The sequence below is a fragment of the Acidithrix sp. C25 genome (assembly GCF_904848545.2).
In genome coordinates, this window is record NZ_CAJHCI020000010.1 from 39,567 (window position 1) to 56,657 (window position 17,091).

Sequence of the window (17,091 nt, forward strand, 5' to 3'; positions counted from 1 at the left end):
TTGCAATTGGTTGCCAAGGAGTTCACTCTGGCACCTCATTCTCCCAAAAATATCGCAGTAAAGTCCCAACTGCCTCATCAAGAGTGAGCGAGTCCCGCAATTTCGCTCGCTCTGACCTAATAAAAGCCATAGTCGAAGAGATCTCCAACAGGACCAAATCATCCTCGTTCCCCGATTGAGCCATTCTTCTGATCCGACGAAGGAGTCCCTCGACCGTGCGATCACAGTGGAGTTCGAGTAGTTGAGCTATCACACCGACCTCATCCATCTCCGAGGGAACAACTGAAAGTCGAGCCATTAGGCTACGTGCGGTTTCGCTTAGGGGAAGATCGCTCTGGTGGCGTAGTTCCAGGCCATTCGATGTAGTCAAATATTCACGCAACTCCAGGTGTATCGGATGGGTAAATAAAAATGGAGGCATATAGTCGCCCAAATCTGTGGGATTTGCGATCAATGCTCTAATCGCTTCATTGTATGGTCTAAATTCACCATCTAGGAGTTCGCTCAAAGAATAACGCGGCGGCAGTGTCGAAGAAAGTTGATCAAAATCATCCTCAGACAAAGGGGCCAGATCAACATTGGCGTCGTCTTGAGGCTGAACTGGGGAAACCATTGGTTGATTTACACCTTTGACAAGTTCCTGACTTGGTTCGCTATGTGAACGGCGAGCACGCACAGTTCTCTCGAGTCGCCGCTCTAAATCTTTAACCTCTAGCCGACAAGCGTCAGCTATCATCATCAGATACTGCCCTCGAATAAGAGGATTGGGATGCTCAGAGATAATATTGATGGCGCCATTACTCGTACTCACCCGCCCCTCGATTGACTTTAAATCACTATCTTTAAAGAATCGCCTGAGTCTAAAGGATAAAAATGGCTGAGCCTCTTCGATCGCCTTTCTCAGGAGATCCGGCGATGAGAGCGAAAGTGATGCTGGGTCTTCCCCGTCGGGAAAGCTAGCCACCCTTACATTTAAACCAAATCTACGTTCCCATTCGTATATCCGCTCGGTTGCACTCGCCCCAGCCTTATCACCATCAAAGGCTAAAACAATATTTTTAGAGAAGTTCTTAAGGCGATCGAGGTGCTCCTCCGTCAAGGCAGTACCACACGTAGCCACAGCCACTTCAAGACCTACCTTGAAGAATGCAACGACATCTGTATACCCCTCACATATAATCGCCATATCCTTATGTACTATCTCAGATTTTGATAGATTCAGGCCATACAAGGTACGCCTTTTGGCATAGTGATCGGTTTCAGGTGAGTTTTTATATTTAGCAGGCTCGGATTCTCCACGGTATTCAACTCCAGGGATAACCCTTCCTCCAAAGGCCACAGGATTATTCGATTGATCAAAGATCGGGAAGACTATCCTTCCCGAAAACATATCTCTTTGATGGCCATAAGAGTCAACAAACCCTAAGCCACTGGCACTAAAGAGGCCATTAGAGACTCCTAGGAATCTAGAAAGTGCAAGAGAATCACCTGGGGACAATCCGATTTGAAATCTATCTCTGAGCTTGGCAGAGATGCCTCGGCTCTCCAAATAGTCAATAGCAATCTTAGAGTTAGGTCCGTCATTCAAATTTGCGACGAAAAACTCCTTGGCTCTACTTATCGTCTCACGCAACACCTTTAGGCGACCTTTGGCCTTAGAGTCCTCCCCCGAATCACGACTTATCGAGATACCAACACGATTAGCGAGATATTCCACTGCGTCTGCGAAATCGAGCTTCTCTATCGAGCGCACGAACGAGATTGCATCGCCAGAAACCTGGCAACCAAAACAGTAATAAACGCCTAATTTTGGATTTACTGAAAACGACGGCGTGGACTCAGAGTGAAAGGGACACAGTCCGACGAAACGGTTCCCGACTCTACGCAAAGGCACGTGTTCGGAGACCAAACCAATCAGGTCGACGCGTTCTAACACAGCAGTCACTTCAGAGGATGGAATTGACACTAAAAACCGCTTTCAAGAGATCAGGTTGACGCCCAGTCGCACAAAGAAAATCACCTACCGCAGACAAGGGGAGCAACTCTATTTTAAAGGTCCACACAAAGATGAATACGACACGATACGAGCACAAGCCATGTGACTTGGCACACTTTTGTACCTTATAAACAAAATCTAGCTCACACCGATGAGTCTATGCGAAAGGCATTGAAGTTATCATCACTCATAAAATAGCTGTGACATTCGACCCCATTGTCGCATCTATCAATTCCAGATACCGCACAAAATAGTAGGCAAGCAACTTGGACTACAAAGAACACTCGGCTATCGATTGGAGGTCTACGCCAAGGAAATAAAACTGTTTTATAAATCCAAAAACCAAGAATAAGACCTCTTCAACTTCGAAGCCGACGCAGCGTTCAAATCCGATCAAAGCAAGAGATTGGAAACGGACCCCATCGAATTCAGATAAAATTCAGAAATTTCACTTTGCGTCACAACTAACGCTGTAATCTGGCTATTTTTATAGTTATAATTTTGTAAAATTAACTCCATAGTTTGAAACAGCAGCAAAAGTTAACCTACCTAGATCGAACTTTACTGCCGACGACTAGGACAATAAGGGCGATCATTGATGAGGACCCAGTACAAAAAATGGATCTTTATTTTGATGTATTCATCCTGAAGATCAAAAGTCGTATGGCTGCAAATGAACTTTGAGGTCATGGCGAAAACTCATTTGAAAAGTAGAATTGAATGTGATGACGCAATACGTTGAATTGGCGGATGCAGCAGAGATATTAGGTGTGCATTACCAGACGGCTTACCGTTGGATTCGAGAAGGCGTCCTCAAGGCGGAGAAGGTAGGGACTCGCTATCGAGTTCACAAAAGCGACCTAGCGGCATTCAGAGACGCTCGATATTCTCCAATCCCACCGCCCGAGGTTACAAAAGTTCGAGATTGGGAAGTCCTATCTCAACACTTCTACACCAACCTGATCACAGGTAGCGCTTCAAATGCCAAAGATCAGTTTGAGAGACTGTTGGTTGGAGGGCTCGATATCGTAGAGGCAATCGAAAAGATGATGGCTCCTGCTCTATATGAAATTGGCCAAGAATGGACTACGGGCTGCCTTTCAGTCGCCGTAGAGCACAGGGCAAGTAGGATTTGCTGCCATATTCTAGAGACCGCATCATATCAACGACGAGGACGACCGCACGGTAAAGTAGTAGTAACCACACCCGTGGGAGACGAACATGAATTACCCTCTATGATGGCGACCGCCTCTCTCCGTTTTCACCACTGGCTCGTTCAACACCTTGGTTCACAGGTACCAATGCAAGATTTAGTCGATTTTGCCAAAACCGACAAGCCGGACTTTGTTGTACTGTCTGTAACAAATCCAAAAGCAAGACCATCGGCCCTAATTACAAAAGAACTCCTCGAGGAAAACGGCTTCCGGACGATAGTAGGAGGGATGGGATCAAGCGTATCGGAACTCATCCAAACTATTCAAAGCGCACATGGCGAAGTCGATATTGACTCCATCGCACAGTAACAGATCCACTGGCACAAATTGAACCCTCAAATTACAAGATAGCTATTCGTTCAACGCTCAAAAGGATGTCCGAGCGATTCCAATTTACGCCTCAAATCTCATGATATACGCGAAATGACGTTTAAGAATAGATGAGAGGTCTCCTAAAAATACTCCAAAGATCCCGCCTTGGGATCTTTGGAGGTGATATAAAAGACATTAATTTGGGCTTTATGCTCTAGAGTCAATCCCACAAACACTCAAGCGGGATTACTATCACCAAATCATTGAATCGATTCCGCGAAAATAATACTATTTATCGCTCACGCCATGGCGAAGGACGGCTTGTGCGGCTGCCAAACGTGCAATTGGCACCCTAAATGGTGAACATGAGACGTAATCCACGCCAGCATCTACGAGGATATCGATTGATGCGGGATCACCACCGTGTTCTCCGCATATCCCCACCTTTAGAGACGGACGGCCCTGCCTTCCTTTGGCGATACCAATTCTCACTAATTCCCCAACTCCATCACCGTCTAGACTTTTGAAGGGGTTGGACGGAAGCAAGCCCTGATCTATGTAAGTCGCCATCATTTTGCCTTCGACGTCATCACGAGAAAAGCCAAAAGTCATCTGCGTTAGGTCGTTCGTACCAAAAGAGAAAAACTCAGCGACCTGTGCTATTTCGTTGGCACAAATGGCTGCTCTTGGAGTCTCAATCATAGTCCCAATAGAAATAGCCACATCTCCAAAGTCACCTTCGGAAGAGATTGCATCTTCAACCCACGAACGAGCTAGCTCAAGCTCTGCCCTAGCGACTGTCAGAGGGATCATTATCTCGACATTGGGGTGAAATCCATTGTCGGCCAAATCTCGAGCCGCCTCAATCAAAGCTCTAACCTGCATGCTATAGAGTCCCGGCTTCATAACCCCTAGGCGAACGCCTCTCGTGCCCAGCATTGGATTGACCTCTCTCCAAGCGCGAGCTGCCTTGTAGAGCCGCCCTTCTTCTTCGGTTAGACCAATCGAAGCCTCTTTGATCGCCAAAAACTCTGTGTCAGGCAAAAACTCATGAAGGGGAGGATCGAGAAGGCGAACCGTAACTGGCAAAGTATCCATGGCGAGCAGGATCTCCCGAAAATCGATCCTTTGCGCAATCCGAAGCTCCTCGAGTGCATCTGCCTCATCCGCTTCGGTCTCGGCCAAAATCATCCTTCGGACGATCGGAAGCCTATCCTCAGCTAAAAACATATGCTCAGTACGACATAGGCCAATACCTTCAGCTCCAAATTTACGAGCGTTAGCGGCATCTTGAGCGGTATCGGCATTAGTTCTAACCGCAACCTTACCCTTACGAATATCATCCGCCCAACCAAGAATCATCTCAAATTCAAAAGAAGGCTCAGAGACTGATACCTCTACGGCTCCGAGAATCACCTCGCCGGTCGTTCCATTTAGTGATATCTCGTCACCTTCAACCACACTAAAGCCGTTTGCTACGAAGGAGCGACCGATAATGTGAATCGAATCCACACCAACAATGGCTGGCTTGCCCCACCCTCTAGCCACTACGGCAGCGTGAGAGACAAGTCCTCCCCGAGATGTGACTATACCCTCTGCGGCCAGCATGCCACTCACATCCTCAGGCGAGGTCTCCTTGCGGACCAAAATTGCCCGTTCACCCCTTTGAGTAGCTGCTATAACATCTTCACTACTAAAGTAGGCCTTTCCAACGGCGGCTCCTGGAGATGCCCCTAGCCCTCTGGCGATAACCTCGACCTCAGTTGTCGTAAATTGCGGATGCAATACCTGGTCTAAATGTTCCGAGGTAATACGAAGGACTGCCTCCTCGCGAGATAGGCCGATATCGGGTTCATTGGTCATATCGACAGCCATCTTCAGGGCGGCTAAGCCAGTTCTCTTTCCCACGCGAGTCTGAAGCATCCATAATTTGCCCTGCTCGATCGTAAACTCTGTATCACACATATCTCGATAGTGACGTTCTAGCCGACCAAAGATCTCGCGCAGCTCCTTATCTATAACCGGGAAACGCTGTGCAATGGCCGAAAGAGGCTCCGTGTTTCTTACACCAGCAACGACATCTTCACCCTGTGCATTGACTAAGAAATCACCATACGCGAGGGCCTCACCGGTCGATGGATTACGCGTGAAGCCAACACCAGTCCCTGAGTTATCGTCACGATTTCCAAATACCATCGTCTGGACGTTCACCGCAGTACCCAAGTCGTCGGGAATTCCCTCCCGTTGTCGATAGGCGATCGCACGCTCGCCGTTCCATGAACGAAATACCGCCTCAATTGCCCCCCGCAATTGCTCTTTGGGATCCTGAGGGAAGGCAGCTCCTACATATCGAAGTACGATTTCTTTATATGAGTTCACCAAGTAGGATAACAAAACTGTTGGTACCTGCGAATCCGAACGCGCACTCGCCAAATCCTTTGCCGCATCGAAAAGATCATCAAAGACCTCGCCTTTGACACCCAAGACGATTCGACCATACATCTGAATAAACCGTCGATAGGAGTCGTAGGCAAAGCGTTCGTCTTGTGTTTGATCGTGCAGACCACCGACACTTATATCGTTAAGCCCTAGGTTCAAGACTGTATCCATCATCCCAGGCATTGAAAACTTTGCTCCAGAACGCACCGAGACCAGTAGTGGATTTGTTGGATCTCCGATTCGCTTTTTCATCTTGTCCTCGAGACGACCAAGCGCTGCATCTATCTCAAGGTCAAATTGTGGGATCCATCCAGAGTGCATATATTCACGACAAGCCTGTGTCGATATCGTAAAGCCTGGGGGCACTGGAAGCTTGAGTACCGAAGTCATCTCGGCGAGATTGGCGCCCTTGCCACCCAAAAGATCTCGCATATCCCTAGGCGCTTTAGCATGGTGAAAATCAAAGTCAAAAACAAAATTCATAGCAACTCTATGCTAACTAACTTTGTCAAATAGATAGTAAAAAATCATCACCCATAAGGGTGATTTTTCAATGTATACAATTTGACTACTATATATATCCATACTGCTTTAAAATATGCGATGACACAACTTCTACCTTGGCTGAAAGTGCGAATTGATTTTCATAAAAAGCGTTTCAATCAGCCAATTTACCACCCTAATGAGGAATCTCCGGAGATCAAAGATCACCGGAGATTACAAAATCCATATAAAGCTTCAGTTGTGCGATTCATTGTGGTCAACGATTTATGGTCAACGATTTATGGTCAACGATAAATATCATCTCGTAAGCTCCAAAATAAGGTATTACGAAGCTAAAGCGCCATCAAAATAAAAGACGCCAAAACGATACGCATTCAAAGAATCATCTCTCAAAAGCGCTAAATAACTTATCGATCTCACTCGGCAAATCCGACACCTTGGCTCTAATTTGGCTAGTCGAATCACGATCTCTCAATGTAACTGTATCATCCTCGAGTGAATCAAAATCGACAGTTAGACAGACTGGTGTTCCAACTTCGTCCTGGCGTCGATATCGTTTTCCTATTGATTGAGTGTCGTCATAGTCGCAGAGAAATCTATCCGAAAGAGCTGAGAAGATCGACCCCGCCTTCTCCATCAAGGGCGCCTTTCTCATCAACGGCAGGATTGCAACCTGAATAGGAGCAATTTTAGGGTGAAGACCAAGTACCACGCGGACTTCGCCTTCGACTTCATCTTCTCGGTATGAAGCAATCAAAAAGGCCATCATAGCCCGGGTCGCACCAGCAGCAGGTTCGATGACATAGGGAGTATAACGACTGTTTGTTACCTGGTCGAAATATTCCAGTTTCTCCCCCGAAGCGCTTTGGTGTGATTTGAGGTCAAAGTCGGTACGGTTGGCGATGCCCTCTAGCTCACCCCATCCCCAAGGAAAATCAAACTCAATATCTACGGTTCCAGCGCTGTAGTGAGACAGTTCCTCTTTTTCGTGATGGCGTAGGCGTAACATTTCGCTCGGTATGCCATTTTCTTGATACCATGCAAAGCGCTCTTGATACCAATATTCAAACCAGGTTTGAGCCTCGTTAGGCGGAACGAAAAACTCCATCTCCATCTGTTCAAATTCACGAGTTCGAAAGACAAAATTCCCAGGCGTTATCTCATTGCGAAAGCTCTTCCCCACCTGAGCTATACCAAAAGGAGGCCGCTTTCGAGAGGTTGTGAGAACATTCGCAAAGTTTATGAACATCCCTTGGGCCGTCTCAGGGCGCAGGTATGCGACCGATCCATCTGACTCGACCGGACCCGCATGAGTCTTGAACATCATATTGAATTCGCGTGATGGGGTCAAGTCGCTAGATCCACAGTTGGGACAGACGCCATCTATATGATCGGCGCGCCATCTCTCCTTACATTTACGACAATCCACCAAAGGATCGGTAAAATTCGCAAGGTGACCCGAAGCCTCCCAAATCTTTGGCGTGGACAAGATAGAGGCGTCAAGGCCAACCACATCTCGTCTGCGCTCCACCATGGCATGCCACCATTGGTTCTTGACATTACGCAACATCGCGACCCCGAGGGGGCCATAGTCGTAGGTGGAACGAAATCCACCATATATCTCCGCTGACGGGTATATAAACCCGCGTCTCTTGCAGAGGCTTACAATCTTTTCCATTAATTCAGCATTAGCCATGATCCAATTGATCCTAATGCCAAAACAATAGAACTCTTCTAATAAGAACCGAGATGAAGGGCCTTAACCTTATGCGATATCAAATTCTCCACTTGGGAAATCGCCAACTCTTCAACTTCTAATCGCACTGGCGAATCACCAAGGGCAAGGGCGCGGGCTACTTCACCTTGGCTGATATAGGAGATCACCTCTATGGCACCCTTTGAAATCCGCTTAGCGCTACCGTGGCTAGAACACACCAGTCCCGACCCAGAGTTAGAGAAAAATTCGAGCCCTTCTGGCTCTCCGCATTCAACACAACACGAGAGCTCAGGAGAGACACCCTCTACCTGTAGAAGCCGCCATAAAAATCCACTCAGCAAATATGGCGAATCACGCCGCTCCAGAGTATCAAGGGCGCGCACGAGAAGTTTGAAGATCTCAATATCACCCGTTGAATCTCCGATCAACTCCTCAATGACTTCTACTATTGCAAGCCCTTTACGCAAAAGCTCGAGGTCGGATTTTATCCTAGGAAAGAGTTCAATTGACTCAACTTGGCTGACGATATGCAGTTCAGAACTACCCTCCCAACACTGAATCTTCAGGTAGCTGATCGGTTCAAGTCGAGCGCCAAACTTGGTCTTTGTCTTTCTAACGCCTTTGGCAACAGCCCTGATTTTGCCGTGCTCCACACCGTATAAGGAGATGATCTTATCGGCCTCGCCAAGTTTCCAATTGCGCAAGACAACTGCTTGGTCGTTATAAAGGGGCATCTATTTTGTCTTGCGCTTACTATTTGGTCCGATATTAAATAGGAGGGAAAAGACTATCACGACCACCAACACGATCCAAGCCGGTCTAAACCCACCAATAGCGGCAAAGAGTAAAAAAGCAAAAATTCCAAAGATTCCAAGGGCTGCTATGGTCTTCATCTCTATCCAATCTTGCCGAAGCGCCTATTTCGCCCCTGATATTCGTAGATCGCCTTATATAGATCTTCTCTACGAAAATCTGGCCACAGAACATCGGTGAAGACCAGCTCTGAATAAGCAATCTCCCAGAGAAGAAAGTTTGAAATCCTATATTCTCCCGACGTTCTAATCACAAGGTCCAATTCAGGTGCATCTGGGTTATATAGGTGTTTAGAGATAGCCTTCTCGGTGATGTCTGAACTTTTAGCTCCACTATCCAGCAACGATCGAACGGCGTCAATAATCTCTGCCCTTCCTCCGTAATTAAAAGCAATAGTGAGAACTAACTTGACGTTATCCCTGGTTTGATCTGCGCTCTCATCCATCTGGCGAAGAACCTTCTTGGGCACACGCCAATCTCGTCTGCCTGCAAAGTTTATACGAACACCATTTTCATCAAGTTCGTCCTTACGCCGCATCAACAAGGATTCGTTGAAGTTCATCAGATATCGAACCTCGTCAGCGGGTCGCCTCCAATTCTCGGTAGAAAATGCATAAACGGTTAACCAGCTCACACCGACTTCGAGACATCCATATACGGTATCCATCAACGCAGACTCGCCAGCAGAATGGCCATCGGTTCGTGGTAAACCTCGCCGCTGGGCCCATCGACCATTGCCATCCATTACACAACCCACGTGCCGTGGAATTCTGCCTTTATCCAGCCAAGAGAGCGTCACATCTGAATCCGAATCACAATTAGGATCGAAGGTCAATTGACACTCACCTTTCGGGTAAGAACCCCAGATAGATGATGAGAGAGAAAGACGTCATTCGTCGCCATCGAGATCCAATAGGCCAGGCCCAGCGAGTCGAAGGTAAATTTCCTCTCAATTCGTCGCACCGCCTTAGCACTTGGTGATGACATCGGAACGCAACCACTTGAGATCTCAACGCTTCCATCGCCTAAAATAGCGACGGACCCAACCGAAACTTCGGTCAATCCCGTCGGCTGAACGACTAGAAATTCAACGGATTGATCTGCTCCCAATCGAAGGTACCCCATCTCTTGATGCATTGGAGTATCGTCTCCAATCGATGTAGTCTCTTGGGAGTATTTGATAAATCCCTTTTTAGATAGCGAAAAGATCGTTATTTCATTGTATTCAAAATCAGCGATCGTTGGATACGTTCCACTTCCACGACCTACAAATCGCCCGCAGACAGCCTCGATAACCGCTCCGTTTTCCATTCGAGCTCCTAAACAATCCAACGGGATGATCCAAATAGATCGCGACTGTTGATTCTAAATCAAAAACAGCTTTAAACTTTTTGAAAATTCAGATACCCACTCAAGGAGAGAGTCTAAAACACATCCGCGATTTCAATCCAAACAACGACCGCGATCTCTCTGGAAATATAACACTAAAAGATGAAAGTTGGCCAAGGAGCGTATCTCATTGAAAAATAGATTTTTATTGATTGGACTCCATAAGTTTTCTTTGCAATCCAATTAGAAGTGCTAAAGGCCAAACTCATCAAGATAGCGATTTTGAGATTGCCAATCCTTGGCAACCTTCACCACAAGCTCCAGGTACATCTTTGGAGCCAAGCTCTTTCTGACCAGAATGCCCACCTCTTTCAAGTTGGAACCCCTGTGTCCGACCACAATACCCTTTTGAGAGTCCCTCTCTACAAATATCTCACAGCGAATATAGGACTCCTCAACCTCGGTCACCATTGTGGCGAGCGAGTGTGGCAGTTCCTCTCGCAATATCTCCAGCAAAGCCTCTCGAACAAGTTCTGCAATCCACTCTGTCTCAGTCGTATCTGAGACCACACCTGGTGGATAGTATGGTGGTCCGCTTGGCATCTTGGCAACTATCGCCTCACGAAGTTCGTCTACACCCTCTAAGGTCTTGGCGGAAATGGGAAAATATTCTTCCATGTTGTAGGAGCTCAACCTTAAAAGGCGATCCATAATTGCACTCTTGGAAGCCCGATCCACCTTATTCAAGACGATAAAGCTACCCGGAGGGGCACTTGCCAAAACTCTCTCGTCGCCAGGACCCATCGAAGCCGACGCATCCACCACCACAACTGCCAAATCCACATCGCTCATAGCATCTGTTGCTGTGTTATTCAATCGAGCACCAAGACGAGATCTCGGCTTATGGATTCCCGGCGTATCGACTAAGACGACTTGATAGCCGTCCCCACTTATAATTCCACGAATCGCTGTTCGAGTCGTGTTCGGCTTGGTCGAAACGATAGAGATCTTCTTGCCGACAAGAGAATTGATCAAGGTGGACTTACCCACATTGGGTCGACCGATTATCGCTACAAAACCAGATCTGTAATCATCAAAAGTCATATTCAAATCCCCGAATCGCCAGATGGGCCATCACGGATCTCAAGACGAATGGTGACAACACGATTTCTTATTACATTTTCTGCGATCAAGGCGTACTTTCCACTGGTAGCTTCCTCTCCAACCTTCGGGAGGTGTTCGAGAAGCTGCAAAAAGAGGCCGCCTACCGTATCCCAATCACCTGTAGGAAGAGAAAGAGAGTACTCTTCATTCAATTCATCAACACTTTTAGTAGCCTTCACTCGATAACAACCAGGACGAATTTCAACAACTTCATCCTCTTCGAGATCGAATTCATCAACAATATCTCCGACGAGTTCTTCAATCAGATCTTCCATTGCCACTAGACCCGCGGTACCGCCATATTCATCGACCACCAAAACTAGGTGATACTTACCGGCTTGCATCTCGCGTAAAAGTGCAAGGACTGGTTTGGTCTCTGGGACAAATCGAGCGCCTCGTGTTATTGTAGCCACCAAAGCCAAACGCTGTCCGCTCCTACTAGCGCGAACCAGATCTTTAATCATAACTATTCCAGTGATATTGTCTAAGTTGTGATCGTAAATTGGAAGTCTCGAGACTCCTTTTTCTAACGCCAGCGACAATACGAAGTCAATAGTGGAAGTTTGATCAGCCGCCACTATATCTACGCGAGGCACCATAATTTCACGTGCAACGGTATCGCCAAATTCAATAACCGACGCAATAATTTCTCGCTCTTGATCCTCGATTGCCTCATCTTCGGCAGCCGCATCTGCCATAGCAAGCAACTCCTGCTCTGAGACATTTCCCATTGTAGAATATGGCTGCCCCTTCAAAAGTGCATTCGTAATACCAGAGACGACCATCGAAGCCCCTCTAACAAGTGGAAACCGCACCAACAAAGAGACGATAGGGGCGGAAAACAGTGCGGCACGTTCTCCATGGTGAACAGCGTAATTTTTTGGGATAGCCTCTGCGACAATAAAAATTACAATAACTTCAAAGACTATGGCTACGCTCACACCTAGGGCACCAAAAAGACGAGCGGCTATAACTCCGACCAGCGTGGCAGCTACAAGTTGAAAAACCAATCCGGTCAACAAAATCGCATTCAAAAATTTGCCGGGCTCTTCAATCAACTTTGAAAGATCCTTGGCTCCACGTCGATTCTGCTCCGCGAGAACGGAGGCTTTAACCTTTGTTATGCGAGTCAACGAGGTCTCAGCCAGAGCAACAAAGCCGGACGCAGCTATAAGAACGACTACAGCAAAAACGGTGAGCGTATCGCTCGCTCGCCATGCAACAGCCGCAATAATGATATTCATCGTCTATACCGTTCGGTCCGATACGTCTCCACCGACGCCCAAACTGAGGCGCAAAGGATGACTTCCGCCCCTTTTATCTAGGTCTTCAACTAGGTCTATCGATCTGCTCAATGTTTCAACTTCTTGGAATAATAAAAGTCATTAAGTAGGTCACGTTCACGAGCTTCCATGACCTCTGCCTCTTCTTCTATCTCATGATCCATTCCAGAAAGATGCAATACGCCATGTACCACTAAAAGAGCCAATTCATCTTCAAGACTACCATCATGAAGATCATCTTGGTGTTCTTGAGAATTTTCACGTGCCACATCGCAACAGATATATATCTCACCTAGAATACGAGGAATCTCAGCCGATATCTCCACTTCAAAACTTACTGGAAACGAAAGAACATCAGTGGGACCCTGTTTTCCCATATACTCCATATTCAACTTGGCGATCTCTTGTGGACTTACAAATGATAGGTAACACTCGGCATTTCCGCTAACACCGCTTGCGAGCAAGACCTCTCTTGTCAGCTCTCCCCAAACAGTAGGGTCCAGCGACGAATCTTGCTGCGCATCGACCGAATATACAATAATCGTCACTCTAACTAACCCTATGTATCGAAAGGCTTCCACTAAACTTTGCAGGAGCCACGATAACAACATTTCGTCAAGAGCAAATTAGAAATGCTCAGCACAAATAGCTCGGAAGGCAACCACAAACCTATCCAGACAGCCTACTCTTTGGATAAAACGTCCATGTAGGCCAAGAGGTGTAAGGTCTCTTAAAAGAATTATAATTCTACCTTAGATTCGGTGGAGGAGTAGCCTTTTCATAGGCAGCTACGATATCAGAAACTATCTTATGCCGAACCACATCTTGGCGACCTAAATGTACGAACGCAATTCCTTCGATCCCGCTCAATAAGCTCTCCAGGCCGAGTAGCCCAGAACGTCCTCCCGCAATATCAACCTGAGTAACATCACCAGTGATTACCGCCTTGGAGCCAAAACCGATTCGAGTTAGGAACATCTTCATCTGCTCTGGCGTGGTGTTTTGAGCTTCATCTAGGATTATAAAACTGGAATTTAGAGTTCTACCTCGCATGAAGGCAAGCGGAGCGATCTCTATTGTTGAACGCTCAATAAGCCTCAGAACGGTTTCTGTGTCCAACATATCATAGAGTGCATCATAGAGAGGGCGGAGGTAGGGATCCACCTTTGCCATGAGGTCACCCGGCAGAAATCCAAGGCGTTCCCCCGCCTCAACCGCAGGTCGAGTTAGGATAATTCGATTGACCGACTTCTCTTGCAAAGCTTGAACGGCCTGCGCCACGGCCAAATAACTTTTGCCAGTTCCAGCTGGTCCAACACCAAAAGTTATGGTATTTGCCGCTATAGCATCTGAGTATCTCTTTTGGCCAGCAGTCTTGGGCTTTACGTATTTTCCTCGCGAAGACTTTACTATCTTGGTCGTCAACACCTCAGATGGATTGACATCGGCGCTTATCATATCGATTGTACGCAACACGGCATTCTCATCAAGAACCTCTCCGGCTTCCAAAAGAACCACCCATTCGCGAAATAGCTTGGATAATAAACCTGCATCCGGGCCATCGATCGTAATTTGATTCCCTCTGACGTGCACCAGAGAGTTCGGAAATGCCGCTTCCAACATCCTAAGGAACTTATCGCCCTGTCCCAATAGCCCCGCCATTAGATTATTGCTCGGGACGAAGACCACCACTGCGTCGGTCATTGACAAAGGTGAGACTCCACGCTAACAAATTTCAAGAAAAGATCGCCTTCCTAAATGATCTACACCTACTTATGCTATCACGAGGAAGGACCATCTTCACACTATGGTCACAAGTCAGAGTTGGCTGGGATGATAGACCAGGTAACTTCACTAACAATGTAATTCCAAAAATAAGCGGCCAACGGCCCCCTCTCGGATCCGAGATTAAGTTATTATATTGTGGTTAACTTGAAAGCAAAGTCTTGGTTCGTTACGAGAACGAGACGAGTTGTTAAACCAAGAAGCCTGCCTAGGCTTCATCGCCAACTAATTGCGACCAAAATCGCCTCCAAATCTCACATCGCAAAACTTGCGATAAACCCCCTGCATCCCGTATGAATTTCTTGGAGAGAAAGTAGATCGATTCAGTTGGAAGATTTTCTAGACAACCCCACGTCGGCCCTGGATCGATGGGCAATGAATGAAGTCCTAGCAGAGCGGAACCTCTATGGCGCACAAAAGACACCGTTTTCGGAGGTCGCTAGAGCTCCTCTTGACACGAAAAAAGCTTTAGAAAACTTATCCCGTAGTCAAACTGAGATATACATTCAGTCCATTTCGGGCATACGGATTACCGGAATAGTCGCCAAAGTTCTCAGCGACGCCGTGATAATTGAGAAAGATGTTTCTACTGGCCAAAGGGATGTAGTGCTCATAACCTTCGGTGCGATCTCAGAGGTAACCTTCAAGGAGCGTTTTGATCTCGCGCTAAAAAAAAGTAAGAGTCCTGATGTTCAGGCCCAATTTTCAATCCTCGCCTATTTGGATAGGCATCTTCCTCTTGGTTCAAAGCTCGAAATTACGCTACTGCATAACAACCATAAAGCTCTATACAACTTCGCCGGAGTCGGCGAGGATCTGATCTTTCTAGAAAAACTAAATGAAATCGCCATATTTAGGACGATCTTCCCATTGGCAGCACTTGGAACGATCTCAATAAGAAGGCCATAGTCAAAATGAGGCTATGTCTGCTTGGAGAAGATTGCTGGGACAAATTGGAGTTTACCCAGCACTTTGAACTCAATTTTAAGCGAACAGATCTTTCGAAAAGAAAATAGCCAAAGATAAATATTTCCCTAATAGACAGCAATACTTGTTGCTCGAATCAGAGTGAGAGTTTGATTGGCGCTTCGACTACCACAAAATTGGCAAAATAAACTTAGCGATCACATTGACCATAAGAAAATTTTCTAGGGAGCTAAGGCTGTGACTTGGGCGATATTACCGAGACTCTTCGTTACCGAGACTCTTGACTACTGACTACTGAGACTAACTACTGAGACTCCTCGAGGATGGAATGTAGCGTACCCCTGCCAATTCTTTGGCCCTCCAAGAACTCCACAACGTCCTTGTATTTAAGTCGAATGACACGACCCATAAAGTAGGCGGTGAGCGACCCCGAATCAATAAATCTATACAAAGTTTGAAGACTGACCCCTAAATACTCAGAGGCCTCCTTTGAGGACATCCAGTCGATAGCCTCATAAGCTTTTCGGTGAACTGCCATTATAATTACCTCCTCGTAAGTGGTGATCTAGTTACCAACTCGTTATTGGAGAATTCGGTTCCACTTTGATCTACGCAAGTTTTGTGGGTGGCGCTAAGCAATTCGTAACAAATCGGGCGGAAACATCAATTTCTCTGCTCTTACAATTTATCATGTTATTTTGAAAGATATCAAACAACTATGCTAATTTTATGATATCGTAAATATTGACGTCAATATAACGATTTTGCTTCATTTTTCAAATTGCCTACTAGGCCTCATTGAGACGTACGCTCAAATCGAGCGCTTACTCAAGGAAAAACCCCTTTGAAAACACTTCCGAAGCGAAATATAAGACTCGGTCTGAGCTCCAGCCCAAACAAGGCCAGTTGGAAACCTCGCAATATCTATCGAAATGTTGGCATTCTTCTCTCGATCCTAGGCGTCGGCCTCGCGCTGAAAGCCATTACCTCCACCTCAACAGCTGGTACCACCGTTGGATATATCACAATTGCTAATCGCCAAATCCTACCTGGCCAGATCGTATCAGCTGGTGACCTTTCTGTTGCTCGGGTGACATCAGCAAATACTGTTGGTGCGCCGACACCAACCCTTGCCGAAGCCGGAATTATTGGCCGACGGACTCTTTATTCTATAGAATCGGGCCAAACAGTGTCACCGGGCGAAGTAGTCGCCTCCAAGTCGGGGAATCAAAAGAGGCTAATCTCATTTGCCATCCCCATATCGAGAGCATTAAATGGCGAAATCGTTACTGGCGATCGCATAGACATCTATGGCACCGCTGGGCAAGGCACCTCTGCGGTGACGACCGTGTTGGGGCGAAACCTCGTGGTAGAAGCGCTTTCAGCCATTCAAACAGGCGTATCTGCCCCAACCAACGCACCTATTACCATCACCGTTGCTGTCCCAGATTCAATGACGGCATTAGCAATTGCAAATGGAACCGCATCTCAGACAGTTTCAATTGATCTCGCGAACCAAGTCAATCCTCCAAATGACCCAGGAACCTATGCGGTCAACTTCGCAGGATAAGACTTTAGCAATCAAAAGAACAAAGACGCTTATACCCC

The 17,091-nt window shown here is 46.7% G+C and carries 14 protein-coding genes; 3 read left to right on the forward strand and 11 right to left on the reverse strand.

Annotated features, from left to right (window positions below; genetic code table 11):
* Positions 1-22: 22 nt before the first annotated feature.
* On the reverse strand, positions 23-1,966 hold the full coding sequence (gene dnaG / locus ACIDITHRIX25_RS76050; protein ID WP_052606375.1) for a DNA primase: 1,944 nt from the start codon (positions 1,964-1,966) through the stop codon (positions 23-25).
* Positions 1,967-2,721: 755 nt separating this feature from the next.
* On the opposite strand from dnaG, the gene ACIDITHRIX25_RS76055 reads away from it, so the two are divergent.
* The gene (locus tag ACIDITHRIX25_RS76055; protein WP_052606374.1) at positions 2,722-3,519 is read left to right on the forward strand and encodes a helix-turn-helix domain-containing protein; all 798 of its coding nucleotides are present in this window, start codon (positions 2,722-2,724) and stop codon (positions 3,517-3,519) included.
* A gap of 291 nt (positions 3,520-3,810) precedes the next feature.
* Here the strand turns inward: ACIDITHRIX25_RS76055 and ppdK are convergent, their stop codons facing one another.
* From ppdK to ACIDITHRIX25_RS76100, 9 genes are all read right to left on the reverse strand, one after another.
* Positions 3,811-6,444, reverse strand: coding sequence for a pyruvate, phosphate dikinase (ppdK, locus tag ACIDITHRIX25_RS76060; protein WP_052606373.1), 2,634 nt, complete (start codon positions 6,442-6,444; stop codon positions 3,811-3,813).
* Positions 6,445-6,847: 403 nt separating this feature from the next.
* The gene (locus ACIDITHRIX25_RS76065) at positions 6,848-8,161 is read right to left on the reverse strand and encodes a glycine--tRNA ligase (RefSeq protein WP_152626083.1); all 1,314 of its coding nucleotides are present in this window, start codon (positions 8,159-8,161) and stop codon (positions 6,848-6,850) included.
* 38 nt (positions 8,162-8,199) lie between these two features.
* Positions 8,200-8,916, reverse strand: a complete 717-nt coding sequence (recO, locus tag ACIDITHRIX25_RS76070; protein ID WP_052606372.1) for a DNA repair protein RecO — start codon at positions 8,914-8,916, stop codon at positions 8,200-8,202.
* 161 nt (positions 8,917-9,077) lie between these two features.
* Positions 9,078-9,830 (reverse strand): polyprenyl diphosphate synthase, encoded by a 753-nt coding sequence (uppS, locus tag ACIDITHRIX25_RS76075; protein ID WP_249685715.1) that lies wholly within the window; start codon positions 9,828-9,830, stop codon positions 9,078-9,080.
* Entirely contained in the window at positions 9,827-10,306 is a 480-nt protein-coding gene (locus ACIDITHRIX25_RS76080; protein ID WP_201732999.1) for a heme-binding beta-barrel domain-containing protein, read from the reverse strand. Before ACIDITHRIX25_RS76080 ends, uppS begins: the two co-directional genes overlap by 4 nt.
* A gap of 270 nt (positions 10,307-10,576) precedes the next feature.
* Positions 10,577-11,428: a GTPase Era gene (gene era, locus ACIDITHRIX25_RS76085; protein ID WP_201733000.1), complete on the reverse strand. Its 852-nt coding sequence runs from the start codon at positions 11,426-11,428 to the stop codon at positions 10,577-10,579.
* 2 nt (positions 11,429-11,430) lie between these two features.
* Positions 11,431-12,732: a hemolysin family protein gene (locus tag ACIDITHRIX25_RS76090; protein ID WP_052606369.1), complete on the reverse strand. Its 1,302-nt coding sequence runs from the start codon at positions 12,730-12,732 to the stop codon at positions 11,431-11,433.
* Between the two features lie 107 nt (positions 12,733-12,839).
* The gene (ybeY, locus tag ACIDITHRIX25_RS76095) at positions 12,840-13,319 is read right to left on the reverse strand and encodes an rRNA maturation RNase YbeY (RefSeq protein WP_052606368.1); all 480 of its coding nucleotides are present in this window, start codon (positions 13,317-13,319) and stop codon (positions 12,840-12,842) included.
* Positions 13,320-13,518: 199 nt separating this feature from the next.
* Entirely contained in the window at positions 13,519-14,475 is a 957-nt protein-coding gene (locus ACIDITHRIX25_RS76100; protein WP_052606367.1) for a PhoH family protein, read from the reverse strand.
* A 408-nt stretch (positions 14,476-14,883) separates the two neighbouring features.
* On the opposite strand from ACIDITHRIX25_RS76100, the gene ACIDITHRIX25_RS76105 reads away from it, so the two are divergent.
* Positions 14,884-15,465 carry a hypothetical protein gene (locus ACIDITHRIX25_RS76105; protein WP_052606366.1) on the forward strand — a complete coding sequence of 194 codons (582 nt, stop codon included), beginning with the start codon at positions 14,884-14,886 and terminating at the stop codon, positions 15,463-15,465.
* A 322-nt stretch (positions 15,466-15,787) separates the two neighbouring features.
* Here ACIDITHRIX25_RS76105 and ACIDITHRIX25_RS76110 read toward each other — a convergent pair whose 3' ends face one another.
* Positions 15,788-16,021 (reverse strand): helix-turn-helix domain-containing protein, encoded by a 234-nt coding sequence (locus tag ACIDITHRIX25_RS76110; protein WP_052606365.1) that lies wholly within the window; start codon positions 16,019-16,021, stop codon positions 15,788-15,790.
* Positions 16,022-16,327: 306 nt separating this feature from the next.
* On the opposite strand from ACIDITHRIX25_RS76110, the gene ACIDITHRIX25_RS76115 reads away from it, so the two are divergent.
* Entirely contained in the window at positions 16,328-17,053 is a 726-nt protein-coding gene (locus ACIDITHRIX25_RS76115; RefSeq protein WP_052606364.1) for a CpaB family protein, read from the forward strand.
* Positions 17,054-17,091: the final 38 nt, after the last annotated feature.